Origin of the sequence: Stenotrophomonas sp. AG209 (assembly GCF_003550055.1) — a bacterium.
In the GTDB taxonomy this organism is placed as follows: Bacteria; Pseudomonadota; Gammaproteobacteria; order Xanthomonadales; family Xanthomonadaceae; genus Stenotrophomonas.
The window spans coordinates 346,018-360,966 of the sequence record NZ_QXDB01000004.1; the positions used below are offsets into that span (position 1 = coordinate 346,018).

Sequence of the window (14,949 nt, forward strand, 5' to 3'; positions counted from 1 at the left end):
CGGCCGCTGGCCGGCAACCTCATGAACCTTCGGCAGGAACCTGCAGTTGCCGGCCGGCGGCCGGCACTACCGCGTTGGATGCCACCTGCCGCGTCCACCCGAACCGGTGCGCGGCCCAGATCTCCAGCGCCACCAGCAGCGCGATGATCAACAACGGCAACAGCAGCCCGAAATACACGCCGGGCATCATGCCGTTGATCTGCGCTTTCACCAGCCGCAGCACGCCACGGGTGTGCAGCAGCTCATCGACGTGCATGGTCAGCGCCTCGCGCACCACCTTGGGCTCCAGGCCGATCGTGCCGGCCTTGTCCACCAGCGTGTCTTCCACCATGCCGCGCAGCAGGCCTTCGCGCACCTTGCCGATCACCCAGCCGGTGCCGCGTGCCAGCGGGCCGTTGCCCAGACGTTCGAGGCCGGGCAACGGATGTTCGCTGAGGTAGGCCGAGGCGATGGTGTCGGCCACATCGCCCACCGTGCCCTGGCTGCGCAATGCCTCGCGCATGCGCGGGTCGTCCAGCGAGTCGGTGAAGCCTTCGCTCCAGCCTTCCACCAGGGTCTGCAGGTGCGGCTGGAAATGATCGAGCTGCTTGAACAGCGCGCGGTGAGCACCGGCGGTGAAGCCCAGCTGCAGGCCGAAGAAAGCCGTCACCAGTGGCAACAGCACCACGTAGCTGGCCAGCAACCAGTGATGCCAGCGCTTGCGCCGCTGCAGCCAACCGCGGCGGTGCAGCCGGCGCCAGGCGAAGATGCCCAGCACCAGGCCCAGCAGCGTGCCGAGCAGGCTGCCGCCCAGCAGATCGAGCACGCTCAGGCCCGTCCAGAATTCGTTCAACCAATACTGCGCGTCCTGCATGGATCTTCCTTCCGTGGGTGGTACAGCGGACCATTGTAGAGCCGAGCCCACGCTCGGCTGCTCCGCCTTCGGTGGGCGCGGACCGCCATCGACGGGTGGGTGCGGACCGTTGGTCCGCACACTCCCATGCAATTGCCGGCCAGCGGCCGGCACGACCCGGCAAGCAATGCGACAATCGCGCTCCTTTCCTGCAGCAACGAGGGCCACATGGCCAAACTGACCCTGGCCAGCGTGGATGCGCTGCGTACCCGCTTTGCCGATGACGCCGCCTGCGATGCGGCACTGGCTGCTTTCGCCGAAACCGCTGCCCTGCGCGTACCGCTGCGTGAGCTGGTGGAGGCACAGCACCGCTACCTGCAGGCCGAATTCGAAGTGGCGCAGGTGGCCGATGTGCTGCGCCGCGACCAGAAATATGCGCCGGTCGGTCGGCCTTCGATCAACATCGTGCAGCTGCGCAAGCAGCAGGCCGCGACCAAGCAGGCGGCGCTGATCGCACGCCAGGTGGTGGCACAGGCCGCGCAGACCTTCGTGCGCGTGAGCGGGCTGGCGGTGAAGGCCAAGCAGAGCCCGAGCGAAGCGTGTGGGGTGTGGTTGGGCGCGCTGCGCTGAGGGATCGTGCGGACCAACGGTCCGCACCCACCAGATGCAGGTCCGCTCCCAGCCGATGCAGGTTGGCACCTACCGGGTAGTGCCGGCCGCTGGCCGGCAACCCCATCGGCATCGGGCACCTCGCATGCAGCACCCAAAAAGAAGGCCCGCTTTTCAGCGGGCCTTCTGCCTTCTCACGACGAGTGAGTGGGGTGCATCAAGCGGCCGGCTTTTCGCCGGTGGCTTCGGTGGTGATGCGGATCTTCACTTCATCGCTGACGTTCGGGGCGTAGGCGCCGACGCCGAAATCGCTGCGCTTCAGGGTGGTGGTGGCATCGAAGCCGGCGGCCGGAACCTTGGCCATCGGGTGCTCGCCGCCGCCGTTGACGGTGACGTCCAGGGTGACCGGCTTGGTGATGCCCTTGATGGTCAGGTCGCCGGTGACGGTCAGCTTGTTGGTGCCAGCGGCTTCCACCTTGGTGCTCTTGAAGGTGGCATCGGCGAACTTGGCGGCGTCGAAGAAGTCGGCGCTCTTCAGGTGCTCGTCGAACTTGGCGGTGAAGCTGTTCAGGCCGCTCAGCGGCAGCTTCACTTCCACGGTGGACTTGGTCACGTCTTCGGCGTTGTACACCAGGGTGCCTTCGACGTTGCCGAAGTGCGCGCTCGGGTTGGAGAAGCCGAAGTGGCTCCACTGCGCCAGCACGTCGGTGTGGCTCGGGTCCAGCTTGTAGGTGCCCGAGGCGATCTTGATCGCTTCGGCGGCCGGCGCAGCGGCGGCGGCATCAGCAGCCGGGGTGGCGGCCTGCTCGGTGGTGGCCGGGGCGGCGGCGTCGGCCGCCGGGGCAGCGGTGTCGGCCGGCTTGGAGCAGGCGGCGATGGCCAGGGTCAGGGCCAGCGGCAGCAGCAGTTTACGGGTGGCGCTCATCTCAGGAACTCTCCGGATCGTAGGGTGGGTACAGCAGGGACCGCCAAGGGGGCGGCCCGGAATCGATACAGCGACTTACGCGATGCGCGCCGCTTCGTCGAACGACAGGCGCGGCAGACGCGGGAACAGGCCCGCCGGGTCACCGTAACCCAGGTTGACCAGGAAATTCGACTTGATGGAGGTGCCAGCGAAGAAGGCTTCGTCCACCTTGGCCGCATCGAAGCCGGACATCGGGCCGGCATCCAGGCCCAGCGCGCGTGCGGCCAGGATCAGGTAGGCACCCTGCAGGCTGCCGTTGCGGATGGCGGCTTCGTGGCGGCCTTCCTGCGGGCCGTCGAACCAGGCCTTGGCATCGGTGTGCGGGAACAGGTACGGCAGCTTCTCGTGGAAGTCCAGGTCGAAGCCGATGATGGCGGTGACCGGGGCGGCCATGGTCTTGGCCAGGTTGCCTTCGGACAGGGCCGGGGCCAGCTTGTCCTTGGCTTCCTTCGAGGTGACGAAGACGAAGCGGGCCGGCGTGGTGTTGGCCGCGGTCGGGCCCCACTTCACCAGGTCGTACAGTTCCTGCAGCAGGCTGGCCGGGACCGGCTTGTCGAGGAAGGCGTTCTGGGTACGGGCAGTGCGGAACAGCTGATCGAGGGCAGCAGCGTCGAGCGCGTGGGACATCGGTGGATCTCCAGGGCGGCTAAGGGAAGTCAGTGCCCGCGGGCGGCGCGGGGCGAATCGACGAGCCGCAGTGTAGAGTGTCGCGACTGTTGCAACACCCAGCAGGGCTGAAACGAATTAATGCCAATGGTGAAACGATCGAGCGCGCCCTGGACGGTCACCGACGGCCGCGCGGGCAATGTCCGCCAGGCGGTCGCGCTGGCCTCGGCGCTGCGCCAGGGCACCCATCAGCCGCTGGTCCTGCAGCCCCGCGCGCCCTGGCGCTGGCTGTCGCCGCGCCGCCTGCCGGGCGATGTGAATGGCTATGGCGAGGCGTTCGCGTCACTGGCCGCCGAGGCCCCGGCGCTGGCGATCGGTTGTGGCCGACAGGCCGCTGGCGCCCTGCGCGTGCTGCGCGCACGTGGCAGCCAGGTGGTGCAGATCCTGGACCCGCGCATCGGCGCGCGTCACTGGGACGTGGTGGTGGTGCCCGAACATGACGCCCTGCGCGGCAGCAACGTGTTGACCCTGCTCGGCAGCCTCAACCCGGTGGACGATGACTGGCTGGCCTGGGGCCGCGCCGCGTTCGCCGGCTTCAGTACCCTGCCCGGCCCGCGCACTGCGCTGCTGGTGGGCGGGCCGACGCCGCTGGCGCCGTGGGATGAGACGGCGATGGTCGGTGTGTTCCAGGCACTGGCCGACCAGATCCGCAGCGAAGGCGGCAGCCTGCTGGCCACCACCTCGCGACGCACGCCGCCGGCCCTGGCCGAGATCCTGCGCGCGAAGTTCGCCGACCTGCCGCACGTGATCTGGGGCGATGGTGGCGACGGCACCAATCCCTATGGCGGCCTGCTCGGCTGGGCCAACCGCGTGGTGGTCTCGCCCGATTCGGTGAACCTGCTCTCGGAGGCCTGCGCCACGCGCATGCCGGTGATGGTGGCGCTGGCCGATACCGTGCAGGGGCGGCTGGCGCGCTTCCAGCAACAGCTGCGCGAGCGCGGGCGATTGCAGGCGCACTGGCTGGACTGGCAGTACGACCGCATCGAGCCACTGCGCGAAACCGCACGGATTGCGGCGGAAGTGAAAGCGCGGCTGGCATTGCGGTAGTGCCGGCCGATGGCCGGCACGTCCCGACCGCCCAGCGATTTCTGAACATTTCGATCCAGCTGCGCGGGTAGAGTCCAGGCTCCCCCATCACTCTGAACGTCTTCATGCGTACCCTGCTCCTGCTGCCCCTGGCCCTGCTCGCGGCGTGCTCCACCGCGCCCACCGAGCTGGACCCGATCTCGTATCAATGCCAGCAGCAGCTGGACGCCTACCGCGAACAGCCAGCGCTGCGCGATCCGAAGGGCCAGCGCCCGCCATTGCCGGTTGCCCCGATCAGCGACGCCTGCGACAAGGAACTCAAGCGCAAAGGCGTGGATCGCCCGCTGCGCTGAGCAGCGTATGATCGGCGCGCGGGCCTGCCCGCCGTTGAAGGTACCGACATGGATCGTTTTTCCCGCCTGCCCCGCGCCGCGCTGCTGATCGCCAGCCTGCTGGCGACCGCACCTGCATGGGCCAACAGCACCGAGTGCCGCGAGCGCTACCCCAGTGTGGCGTCGCAGGCGGCAATGCTGGACGTGGCCTGGACCACCGCCGAGCGGCTGGACGCGCTGCCCGACGTGGACGTGGTGGTGGCCGCGCGCGGTGGCCAGGACCTGAGCCGCTACGGCCTGCGCCACAGCCACCTGGCCTTCCTGCTGCGCGAGGACGACGGCCGCTGGCGCGCGATGCACCTGCTCAACCGCTGCAAGACCGACAGCTCGCAGCTGTACCACGAAGGCCTGGGCAACTTCGTCGGCGAAAGCGGTGGCCATACCGACCTGCGCATCGGCGTGCCGTCGGCATCGTTGCGTGCAGCGCTGCGCGCGATGCTGGTGTCGCCCTCGATCCAGCCCAAGGCGCTGCACGAAACCAGGTACAACGTGGTCGCCTACCCGTTTGCCACCGACTACCAGAACTCCAACCAGTGGGTGCTGGAGGTGCTGGCGGCAGCAATGGCGCAGGCCGAAGGCGCGCCGGCCATCGTCAAGCGCGAACAGGCGCAGCAGTGGCTGCGCCAACAGAAGTACCAGCCCAGCGTGCTGCAAATCGGCCTCGGCAAGCGCGTGGGTGCGCGCCTGTTCGTGGCCAACGCCACCACCACCGACCATCCGGCCGGCGAGCGCATCTCCGGTAATTATTCGGTGGTGACGGTGGAATCGGTGTTCGACTTCCTGCACCAGCGCAGCCAGCTGCAACAGGAACTGGTGATCCCCCACGTGCCGGTGGCCGGTGCCGCCGCAGCCTCGCCCTGAATCCCGCAAGGAGAACGACATGCGCGCCCTGCCTGTTTCCCTGATGTCGATGGTGATCGTCGCCGGCCTGGCCTGGTCGACGGCCGCACACGCCGAACGCCGCATCGTGATCATTCATGACCCGGGCCCGCAGGGGCCGAGCCTGGAGATGTCCACGCAGATGGTGGCCTCGGCCCGCGCAGCGGCGGCGAAGGAAGCCCAGGATGCCGCCGAGGCGGGCCAGCCGCTGGCCCGACCGCAGCAGATCAAGCTGCCGCAGATGGAGGTGAGCGGTATCGCCACCACCGTCGATGGCCGCCGCGAGGTGCTGCTGCGCGATGCCAATGACCCGCAGAACACCGCATCGATGCAGTACCCGCGCGGCATCGGCGATCCCGCCGTGCAGTTCACCGTGGGCCAGACCGTGAACTTTGAACCGACCGGCGCCGACCAGGGCTGGCAGCTGAAGGACAACCAGGGCCGCCCACTGGAATACCTGCCCGAAGCCACCGGCCCGCGCGACATTTTCGATAACCGGCGCTGAGTCGCCGTCCCCACCCTGACCAGGAGGTCTCCATGTTCCGTTGCCTGCGCGTTCCCGCTTCTGCCCTGCTGATCTCGGCGCTGCTGGTGCCCACCGTCCATGCCGGCGCCGCGCCGCAGTTGAACAGCAGTGAGGCCAGCGTGCTGATCACCTCGCTGATCGTGGTGTCGGTCCCCCTCGCCGCGTCGGCGGGCCTGTCCGAACTGTCGAAGGCGCCGTTCAAGGCCAGCGAACGCAATGCCAGGGCTGCCCGCACCAAGGCGGTGCCGCTGCCGCCGATGGAAGTGAAGAAGGTGGAGACCACCCCGGCGGGCGAGCGCCAGGTGCAGCTGCAGGTGCCCGACAAGGCCGACCAGACCGCCACCCTGCGCTGGCCGGCGCGCGTGCACGAAGACCAGACGGCGGCGTTCGTGGTCGGCCAGCAGGTGCATTTCGACCCCACCGAGGCCGGTGCCGGCTGGACCGTGAAGAGCGCACAGGGCCAGGCGCTGGCCTATGTGCCGACCGCCTACGCAGCTGGCGACGTGATGAGCGAAGCGCTGTAAAGCTGAACGACCGGTTTTGGCTTTGCCGCGGGCCGGGCGGATAATGTGGGATTCCCTTTGTCCCCCTGGCTCGCCATGTCCGTGCGTCCTGCCCCTGTGTTTGCCCCGTTGACCGCCCGCGCCCTGGTGCTGGCGGTACTGGCCATGGGCGCGGTGGTGCTGCTGTCCAACGTGCTGGTGCAGTACCCGATCAACGACTGGCTGACCTGGGGTGCCTTCAGCTACCCGGTCGCGTTCCTGGTCAGCAACCTGATCAACCGCCGCTTCGGCCCGGGCCCGGCGCGCCGCGTGGCGTGGATCGGTTTCCTGGTGGCAGTGTTGTTGTCGATCTGGGTGGCCACGCCGCGCATCGCGATTGCCTCGTGCTCGGCGTTCATCGTGGCGCAGCTGCTGGACATCACCGTGTTCGACCGCCTGCGCCGTGGCAGCTGGTGGCGCGCACCGATGGTGGCCACCACCTGCAGTGCGACGGTGGATACCACCATTTTCTGGTCGATCGCGTTTGCCGGTTCCACCCTGCCGTGGGTGAGCTGGGCCGCCGGCGACCTGGCGGTGAAGCTGGCGATCGGCGTCTGCCTGCTGGCCCCGTTCCGCGCGCTGCTGTGGAAGATGGCGCCGCTGCGCGCGGCCAGCTGACCGCCGTCGCCCTGGTAGGTGCCAACCTTGGTTGGCTCGCTGTTGTCGGGGTCATGAACGCTGATGGGTTGTGCCAACCAAGGTTGGCACCTACCAACAGCAGGTCATCGCCAGGCCATAGCCCTGGTAGGTGCCAACCTTGGTTGGCACGCTGTTGCCGGGTTCATGAACGCTGATGGATTGTGCCAACCAAGATTGGCACCTACCAACAGCAGGACAACGGCCAGATCATTGCTCCGATGGTGCTTTGTGCTGGCTGTCAGGCGAACGGCAGCGCTGCAGCACTACACGCCGCCGTGATCGCCGCGCAGGCCTCTTCAATGGCCGGGGTGGTCGGTGCCAAACGTGGCCGCCGATCCAGCGTGCAGGCCAGGCCAACCTCCAGCAATGTGGCATGCGCTGCATGCAACGCCTGCGCGGTGTCTTCCGGCAGGAAACCAGCAACCGCCAACGCATCGATCAACGATGGCGTATCGCGCGGCTGCAGCAACGCAACGTGCTGCGCACTGCGCGCGAGCACACCGGTCTGCAGCAGGAACTCCAGGTCCACCACGCCGCCAGCACCCTGCTTCAGGTCCAGCCGCGCGGCATCGCTGCGGTCCAGTTCGGTGCGCATGCGCCCACGCATCTTCAACACGTCGGCATACAGCACGCCGGCATCACGTTCGCGGCCCAGCGTCTGCGCACGCACCTGCTCGAAGTCGGCCAGCAGGCTGGCATCGCCGGCCACGCCACGCGCGCGCACCAGCGCCTGGTGTTCCCAGGTCCACGCACGTTCACGCTGGTACTCGGTGTAACTGGCCAGCGAAGACACCAGCGAACCCTTGCCGCCATCCGGGCGCAGGCGCACGTCGATGTCGTACAGGCGGCCGGCGGCGGTAACCGCACCCAGCAGCGCCATCACCTTCTGCGCCAGGCGCGCATACCAGCGCCCCGGCTCCAGCGGACGCGTGCCATCGCTGGCATCCACGCCGGTCGGGTTGTCGTGCAGGAACACCAGGTCCAGGTCGGAACCGAAGCCCAGTTCAAGCCCACCGAGGCTGCCATAGCCGATGATCGCGAAGCGCCCGCCAGGGATCTCACCGTGCGCGGCGCGCATGTCCGCCTCGGCCATTGCCAGCACGGTGACCACCACCGCCTGCGCCAGCTCGGCCAGTTGTCGCGTGCTGTCCACCGCGCCCTGGCGGCCATCCAGCGTGGCCATCGCCATGCGGAAGCTGAGTGCCAGTCGCGTTTCATTGAGCCAGCGCAGTGCGGATTCGGGATCTTCCACCGCCAGCACCTGCTGGCACTCGGCCAGCATGCCGGCGGCATCGGGCATCGGCCCGGACACGCGCACGTCCAGCAGTTCGTCCAGCAGCAGCGGGTACGCGGCCAGGCGCTCGGCCAGCAGCGCACTGCGCGCCAGCACATCGACCAGACGCGCCAACGCGCTCGGTTGTTCGTCCAGCAGCGCGAGATAGCTGGTCCGGCGCAGCACCGCCTGCAGCAGGCCAAGCACGCGCTTGAGCGCGGCATCGGGCTGTGGCGAGCGCGTGGCCGCATGCAGCAACGCGGGCAGCACGCGATCCAGCCGCGCACGCGCGGCATCGGACAACGACTTCACGCCGGTGCCCTGCGCGAAATCGCGCAGCGACTGGTCGGCGCCGTTGGCATCGAGGAAACCGGCTTCGGCCAGCAGTGGTGCATTGCTGCCTTCGGGCAGGCTGCGCCAATAGTTGGCCAGTGCATCGGGCGCGGCCTGGCCCTTGCGCGGCGCCAGCAGTGCGGCGAACTCGGTACTGACCCGCTGCTGCTGCACGGCCAGTGCCGCGCGCAGCACGTCCCAGTCCGGGTAGCCGAGGCCGACGGCGATGCGCTCGCGGTCCAGCGCATCGCTGGGCAGCACGTGGGTCTGTGCATCGCGCAGCATCTGCAGGCGGTTTTCCAGCCGGCGCAGGAACAGGTAAGCCTCGCGCAGTGCGCTGCCATCCTCGGGCGCGATCTGCCCGGCCGCCACCAGCGCGTCCAGCGCCACCAGCAGCCGACGCTCGCGCAAGGTTGGTTCGCGGCCACCGCGGATCAACTGCAGCGCCTGGCACAGGAACTCGATTTCGCGGATGCCGCCGGCGCCGCGCTTGATATCCTCGTGCAGTTCACGGCGCGCGACTTCGGCGGTGATCGCCGCCTTCATCTCGCGCAGGCCGTCGAGCGCGGTGAAATCCAGGTAGCGGCGATACACGAACGGGCGCAGGGTCTGCAGCCACGCTTCACCGGCGTCGATATCGCCGGCCACCGCGCGCGCCTTCAGCCACGCATAGCGTTCCCAGTCGCGGCCTTCGCGCTGGAAGTACTGGTCCATCGCCGCGAACGACAGCGCGACGCGACCAGCGCTGCCGAACGGGCGCAGGCGCAGGTCGACGCGGTGGCTGAAGCCATCGACGGTGGTTTCGTCCAGCAGCTTGGCCAGGCGCTGGCCGAGGCGCGCGAAATACTCCTCGGCAGCCAACGCGCGCGGACCGTCGGATTCGCCGCCATGCGGGTAGGCGTAGACCAGGTCCACATCGGAACTGAAGTTGAGCTCGCCACCGCCGAGCTTGCCGAGGCCGAACACCACCAGCTGCTGCGGCGTGCCTTCGCCATCGCGGACCACGCCATGGCGTTGGGCGAATTCCTGCTGCAGGGCGTCCAGTGCCAGCCGCAGGCAGTCTTCGGCCAAAGCGGTGGCGCCGGCCAGGGTCTGCGCCACGTCGTCCAGGCCGGTCAGGTCGCGCCAGATCAGCCGCGTCGACATGGCGGTACGCCAGCGCCGGATCTCCGCCGGCCAGTCGCTGGGCTGCAGCGGATCGAGCACCGGCGCCGGGATCGGCGGGCAGCCGGGCGCGGCCAGCTGTGCCAGCAGCGCCGGTTGCCGCACCAGGGTGTCCAGCGCGAAGTCGCTGGCCACCGCCAGGCGGGTCAGCAGCGGCAGCAGCTCGGCAGGAACGGGCTCGGGCAGGCCCTGGGCCAGGCGCGCCAGGGCGCGGTCGACAAGGGGCTGCAGGGACGCGGAAAGGTCTGCGGGGGCGAGGGTCATGCCTCGATTCTCGCGGGGTCGGATCCCTTTGCCAACGGCGAAGGGCTCTGACCCCGGATTGCTGGCACTGCGCGGGTCAGAGCCTTTTGCCCATGGCAAAAGGATCCGACCCGGTGTGTCGCGCGTATTCATACTGGGCGACAGGCAATAAAAAAGCCCGCTTGCAGCGAACTGCCAGCGGGCTCTGCTCCCTCCCCCACGTCGGGATGCAGGGCCATCGTGCGGGCTGCGAAAGCACTTTGCACGCTGCACTGCAAAACAAAACCGGTGGGTATGGGTGACCCCTGCGGGGAAAAGCCATTCCACGAAGGTAGAACCCCCCGTACGGATGAGGATGGCCGATAATCGGAATTCCCCCCAGCAACACGTGTCGTCATGTCTGTTGATCGCATCGCCAACGCGCGTCTCCGTGACCGCGTGGTCTCCGCAGAGGCCGCAGCCGCGCTGATCCAGCCCGGTGAAACCGTGGCCATGAGCGGCTTTACCGGCTCCGGGTATCCCAAGGCCGTTCCCGTCGAACTGGCGCGCCGCATCGAAGCGGTGCATGTCCAGGGCCAGCCCTTCCAGATCAAGCTGATGACCGGCGCCTCCACCGCGCCGGAACTCGATGGCGCGCTGGCCAAGGCCGATGGCATCGCCATGCGCATGCCGTTCCAGAGCGACCCGGATGCGCGCAACCGCATCAACGAGGGCAAGCTGGATTACATCGACATCCACCTCAGCCACGTCGCCCAGCACGTGTGGTTCGGCTTCTACGGCGAGATCGATACCGCCGTGATCGAAGTCTCGGCCATCCGCGAGGATGGCTCGCTGGTGCCCTCTACCTCGGTCGGCAACAACAAGACCTGGCTGGACCTGGCGAAGAAGGTGATCGTCGAGGTCAACGAATGGCAGCCGGCCGGCGTCGACGGCATGCATGACATCTACTACGGCACCGCGCTGCCACCGCACCGCAAGCCGATTCCGCTGGTGAACGCCAACGACCGCATCGGCGACACCGCGCTGCGCTGCGACCCGGACAAGATCGTGGCGGTGGTGCGCACCAACGGCCCGGACCGCAACAGCCCGTTCAGCCCGATCGATGCGACCAGCGAACAGATCGCCTCGCACCTGATCGAATTCCTCAAGCACGAAGTGAAGAAGGGCCGCCTGCCGCCGAACCTGCTGCCGCTGCAGTCGGGCGTGGGCAACATCCCGAACGCGGTGCTGGCCGGCCTGGCCAAGAGCGGTTTCCGCGACCTGGCCGCGTTCACCGAAGTGATTCAGGACGGCATGCTCGACCTGCTGCGCGACGGCGTGCTGAGCTACGCCTCGTGCACCGGCTTCGCGCTGAGCCCGCAGGCCAACGAGACGTTCAAGGAACATATCGATTTCTACCGCGAACGCATCATCATGCGCACGCAGGAAATCTCCAACCATCCGGAACTGGTGCGCCGCCTTGGCTGCATCGGCATGAACGGTATGATCGAGGTGGACATCTACGGCAACGTCAATTCGACGCACGTGATGGGCACGCGGATCATGAACGGCATCGGCGGTTCGGGTGACTTTGCCCGCAACGGCTTCCTGTCCGCGTTCCTGAGCCCGTCCACCGCCAAGAACGGCACCATTTCGGCGATCGTGCCGATGGCCAGCCATGTCGACCACACCGAGCACGACGTGTCGGTGATCGTCACCGAGCAGGGCCTGGCCGACCTGCGTGGTCTGACCCCGCGCAAGCGTGCGCAGGTGCTGATCGACAACTGCGCGCATCCGGATTTCCGCGCGCAGCTGCAGGATTACTTCGACCGTGCCAGCCGCGAGAGCTATGGCAAGCACACCCCGCACCTGCTGCCGGAAGCGCTGTCGTGGCACCAGCGCTGGCTGGATACCGGCACGATGAAGGGCTGACTGTGTTGGGGGTCAGAGCCCTTTTCTACCGAAAAGGGATCTGACCCCGAGCATGGTAGTGCCGGCCGATGGCCGGCTCCCCCGACAGCCGGCCAGCGGCCGGCACTACCATCAAACGATGCGCAGCGCCGCCAGCGATTCGGCCTGCAGCCGCTCGTAGATTTCGAACTCGTCATTCACCGCCACGCCCAGCGCCTGCTCGAAGGCCTCGCGGTTGGCATGCGCGGCATAGGCACGCTGTTCTTCACCGCCCAGGTTCGACTGGAAGATGCCCGCCGCACTGACCGGCAGGAAATCCTCGTAGACGATCGGGTCGGCCGTGGCCAGACCCGCGGCCACCAGCACTTCAGCCGGCAGATCAGCCACGCGCTCTGGCGCGGCGCGACCGGCGTCGGTCAGCTGGTAGCGGTAATAGCCCAGGCCTTCCTGGCGCAGCGTGTCGTGGTCATCCGGGAAGCTGGCGAACACCGCCTGCAGCCGCTGGCCGTAGTCGCCGCCGGTACTGCCTTCGCCACCGGCATCGCGTGCCTGCGCCAGCAGCTGGTCGTACAGCGCGCGGCCCTTCGGGGTCAGCGCAAGGCCACGTTGTTCGATCTCGCCGAAGCGTGCGGTATGGGTGCCGGCATCGCCACCCTCGCTGTCCGGGAAATGCACGGCTTCTTCCAGCGCCTTGAAACTGGTCTGGCGCAGCAGGATCGGGCAGGCACGGCGCGGCGGGCCCTCGATCACCGCCTTGGCCGCCATGCCGTGTTCGATCATCGCCGCCTGCGCAGCGTCGATGTCCAACGTGCGCGGCGTCAGGTGATTGATGTGCGGGCCACGGAAACTGACCACGTCGGCCACCAGGCGATGCGCGTTGTGCAGGGCGTGGTAGGTCGGCAGGTCGACGGTGGCATCGCCGTGCCAGCGGAAGGTTTCCAGTGCTTCCTCGACGAAGCGCTCGGCATCGGCCTGCGACAGGCCACCGTCACGCTCGGCCTGGTCGATCAGCGCCAGCGCGCCGTCGGTGAAGATGCGGCGACGTGCCAGGATCTTTGCCGACTCGGCACGCAGGGTTTCGTCTTCGATCAGCTCCAGGCGCAGCAGCGAGGTGAACACGCGGAACGGGTTCTGCGCCAGCGCGGCGCCGGTCAGCGGCCGGAACGCGGTGGAGTGCACCGGCACGCCAGCCACCGACAGGTCGTAGTAGCCGACCGGGAACATGCCCATCACCGCGAACAGGCGGCGCAGCGTCGCCAGTTCCTGCACGGTGCCGACGCGGATCGCGCCATGGCGCTCCTCGTCCAGCCGCGCACGCTCGTCGTTGCGCAGCAGCTGCGCGGCCAGCGCCGGGTCCTGGTCCAGCACCTGCGCGTTGATCCGCTCCACCAGTTCCACCAGCGTGCCGTACAGCGGCACTTCGGTGCGGTACATGCGGGACATGGCCTGCGCGAACAGGCGGCGGATCACATCAGGCGAAACGAAAGAGGCGCTCATCAGTCACTCGATTACGGGAACGGGGAACAGCTCGAACCCGTATTGTCGCCGGAGCGCGCGGCGGCGGCGATATGCACAGCAACATGAAGGAAACCGTTAGTGCCGGCCGCTGGCCGGCAACCTCCGGATGCCTGGAAGGGTGCAGTTGCCGGCCAGCGGCCGGCACTACCGGTTGAGCTGGCGCTTCAGGGTGGCATCCAGGGTGATCGGCCGGTCCCAGTGCTGGTAGCTGGCCACGATGGCGTGGCGCAGCGCGCGGTAATGCAGGTTCTCCGGCTTGGTCGGCATGCGCTTCACCACTGCCTCCCAGCCACCCTCCGGGTCCTGGCTGAAGGCGCGCACGCTGTCGCGGCAGGTCTGGCCGCTGGCCTTGGCCCAGAAGCAGGCGAAGTAGATATCCCCGGCCTGCCAGCCATGGGTGGTGAACAGTGCACTGATGTAGCCGCGCGGTACGTCGGCATAGCGCGACACCTCGTCGAGGAAGGCGTCGGGGTAGCGCTCGGCGTAGTGGTTGATGTCCTGCAGCTGGGCATCGACCCAGCTGTCACCGGTTTCCACCGCGTAGGCCGCCGAACGCTCGGCGGTCTGCTGGGCCAGCACGGTGGCTGGCACCAGCAGCAGGGACAACAACAGCGCGCGCAGTCGGACGTTCATGCCCCGATTCTGCCGCAGCCGCCGGGCCCTGTCAGGCCGCCGCAGCGGCCTTGGCCTCGATCGCGGCCAGAGCGGCCGGCCAATCGTGGGCGGTATCGGCAGTGACCATGCGCGGTTCGTCGTCGGCCACGCCGTGCTGGGTCTCGTGTGCCCAGGTCACTGCGTATGGCGTATGCACGCCCCAGCCGCCGAGGGTCACCACCGGCTCGATATCCGAACGCAGCGAGTTGCCGACCATCACGAAGCGCTCCATCGGCAGGTCGAATTCGGCCAGCACGCGGGCGTAGGTTTCCGGATCCTTCTCGGAAACGATCTCGATGCGCGGGAACAGCTCGGCCAGGTTGGCCACCTTGATCTTCGCTTCCTGGTGGAACAGGTCGCCCTTGGTGATCAGCACCACCGGGTAGTGCTCGGCGATGGCCGCCACCGCTTCGCGCACGCCGTCGATCAGCTCGACCGGGTGGCGCAGGGTGTCATGGCCGATCTCCAGGATGCGCTGGATGTCCTTGGCCTCGATGCGCTGGCCGGTGATGTCGATGGCCGCTTCGATCATCGACAGCGTCATGCTCTTCACGCCGTAGCCGAAGGTGCCCAGGTGGCGCTGCTGCACTTCCAGCAGGTGACGCGCGGTCTGGGTGTCATGCACGTCGACGTAGCGCGACAGCAGGTCAAGATAATCCTGCTCGGCCTTGCGGTAGTAGTCCTCGCTCTTCCACAGCGTATCGTCACCGTCAAAACCGACCAGGCCGATGGCGCGCGACGGCGCAGGCGTGGGGGTAGTCATCGCACAAGGATACCGCCGTCCCGGCACGTGGGACAC

Annotated in this window: 15 protein-coding genes; 8 read left to right on the forward strand and 7 right to left on the reverse strand. The window is 68.0% G+C overall.

Annotation, left to right across the window (positions count from 1 at the left end):
- Nucleotides 1–19: 19 nt before the first annotated feature.
- A complete protein-coding gene (locus DFO63_RS18565) occupies nucleotides 20–853 on the reverse strand; it encodes a hypothetical protein (protein WP_119007554.1) in 834 nt (277 codons plus the stop codon).
- A gap of 207 nt (nucleotides 854–1,060) precedes the next feature.
- Between DFO63_RS18565 and DFO63_RS18570 the strand changes: the two genes are divergently transcribed.
- Entirely contained in the window at nucleotides 1,061–1,462 is a 402-nt protein-coding gene (locus DFO63_RS18570) for a hypothetical protein (protein ID WP_119007555.1), read from the forward strand.
- 196 nt (nucleotides 1,463–1,658) lie between these two features.
- On the opposite strand, the gene DFO63_RS18575 is transcribed toward DFO63_RS18570, so the two are convergent.
- Entirely contained in the window at nucleotides 1,659–2,366 is a 708-nt protein-coding gene (locus DFO63_RS18575; protein WP_005415047.1) for a YceI family protein, read from the reverse strand.
- 75 nt (nucleotides 2,367–2,441) lie between these two features.
- The gene (locus DFO63_RS18580) at nucleotides 2,442–3,032 is read right to left on the reverse strand and encodes a malonic semialdehyde reductase (RefSeq protein WP_049443517.1); all 591 of its coding nucleotides are present in this window, start codon (nucleotides 3,030–3,032) and stop codon (nucleotides 2,442–2,444) included.
- A gap of 126 nt (nucleotides 3,033–3,158) precedes the next feature.
- Between DFO63_RS18580 and DFO63_RS18585 the strand changes: the two genes are divergently transcribed.
- The 6 genes from DFO63_RS18585 to DFO63_RS18610 all read left to right on the forward strand — a co-directional run bounded on the left by DFO63_RS18585 (nucleotide 3,159) and on the right by DFO63_RS18610 (nucleotide 7,054).
- Nucleotides 3,159–4,118, forward strand: coding sequence for a mitochondrial fission ELM1 family protein (locus DFO63_RS18585; RefSeq protein ID WP_119007556.1), 960 nt, complete (start codon nucleotides 3,159–3,161; stop codon nucleotides 4,116–4,118).
- Nucleotides 4,119–4,222: 104 nt separating this feature from the next.
- The gene (locus DFO63_RS18590) at nucleotides 4,223–4,450 is read left to right on the forward strand and encodes a hypothetical protein (protein ID WP_014645731.1); all 228 of its coding nucleotides are present in this window, start codon (nucleotides 4,223–4,225) and stop codon (nucleotides 4,448–4,450) included.
- 48 nt (nucleotides 4,451–4,498) lie between these two features.
- Nucleotides 4,499–5,350, forward strand: coding sequence for a DUF2145 domain-containing protein (locus tag DFO63_RS18595; protein WP_119007557.1), 852 nt, complete (start codon nucleotides 4,499–4,501; stop codon nucleotides 5,348–5,350).
- A 19-nt stretch (nucleotides 5,351–5,369) separates the two neighbouring features.
- Entirely contained in the window at nucleotides 5,370–5,873 is a 504-nt protein-coding gene (locus tag DFO63_RS18600; protein WP_049443658.1) for a hypothetical protein, read from the forward strand.
- Between the two features lie 32 nt (nucleotides 5,874–5,905).
- Nucleotides 5,906–6,418 (forward strand): hypothetical protein, encoded by a 513-nt coding sequence (locus DFO63_RS18605; RefSeq protein WP_119007558.1) that lies wholly within the window; start codon nucleotides 5,906–5,908, stop codon nucleotides 6,416–6,418.
- Between the two features lie 75 nt (nucleotides 6,419–6,493).
- Nucleotides 6,494–7,054 (forward strand): queuosine precursor transporter, encoded by a 561-nt coding sequence (locus DFO63_RS18610; RefSeq protein WP_119007559.1) that lies wholly within the window; start codon nucleotides 6,494–6,496, stop codon nucleotides 7,052–7,054.
- Nucleotides 7,055–7,313: 259 nt separating this feature from the next.
- On the opposite strand, the gene glnE is transcribed toward DFO63_RS18610, so the two are convergent.
- The gene (gene glnE / locus DFO63_RS18615) at nucleotides 7,314–10,109 is read right to left on the reverse strand and encodes a bifunctional [glutamate--ammonia ligase]-adenylyl-L-tyrosine phosphorylase/[glutamate--ammonia-ligase] adenylyltransferase (RefSeq protein WP_119007560.1); all 2,796 of its coding nucleotides are present in this window, start codon (nucleotides 10,107–10,109) and stop codon (nucleotides 7,314–7,316) included.
- Between the two features lie 375 nt (nucleotides 10,110–10,484).
- On the opposite strand from glnE, the gene DFO63_RS18620 reads away from it, so the two are divergent.
- Complete coding sequence (locus tag DFO63_RS18620; protein WP_101764809.1) at nucleotides 10,485–11,999, forward strand: acetyl-CoA hydrolase/transferase family protein; 1,515 nt, start codon at nucleotides 10,485–10,487, stop codon at nucleotides 11,997–11,999.
- 111 nt (nucleotides 12,000–12,110) lie between these two features.
- Here the strand turns inward: DFO63_RS18620 and DFO63_RS18625 are convergent, their stop codons facing one another.
- The 3 genes from DFO63_RS18625 to DFO63_RS18635 form a co-directional block, all read right to left on the reverse strand.
- Complete coding sequence (locus DFO63_RS18625; protein ID WP_119007561.1) at nucleotides 12,111–13,475, reverse strand: VOC family protein; 1,365 nt, start codon at nucleotides 13,473–13,475, stop codon at nucleotides 12,111–12,113.
- 165 nt (nucleotides 13,476–13,640) lie between these two features.
- The gene (locus DFO63_RS18630; RefSeq protein ID WP_119007562.1) at nucleotides 13,641–14,129 is read right to left on the reverse strand and encodes a hypothetical protein; all 489 of its coding nucleotides are present in this window, start codon (nucleotides 14,127–14,129) and stop codon (nucleotides 13,641–13,643) included.
- Nucleotides 14,130–14,160: 31 nt separating this feature from the next.
- A complete protein-coding gene (locus DFO63_RS18635; protein ID WP_101764807.1) occupies nucleotides 14,161–14,913 on the reverse strand; it encodes an HAD family hydrolase in 753 nt (250 codons plus the stop codon).
- Nucleotides 14,914–14,949: the final 36 nt, after the last annotated feature.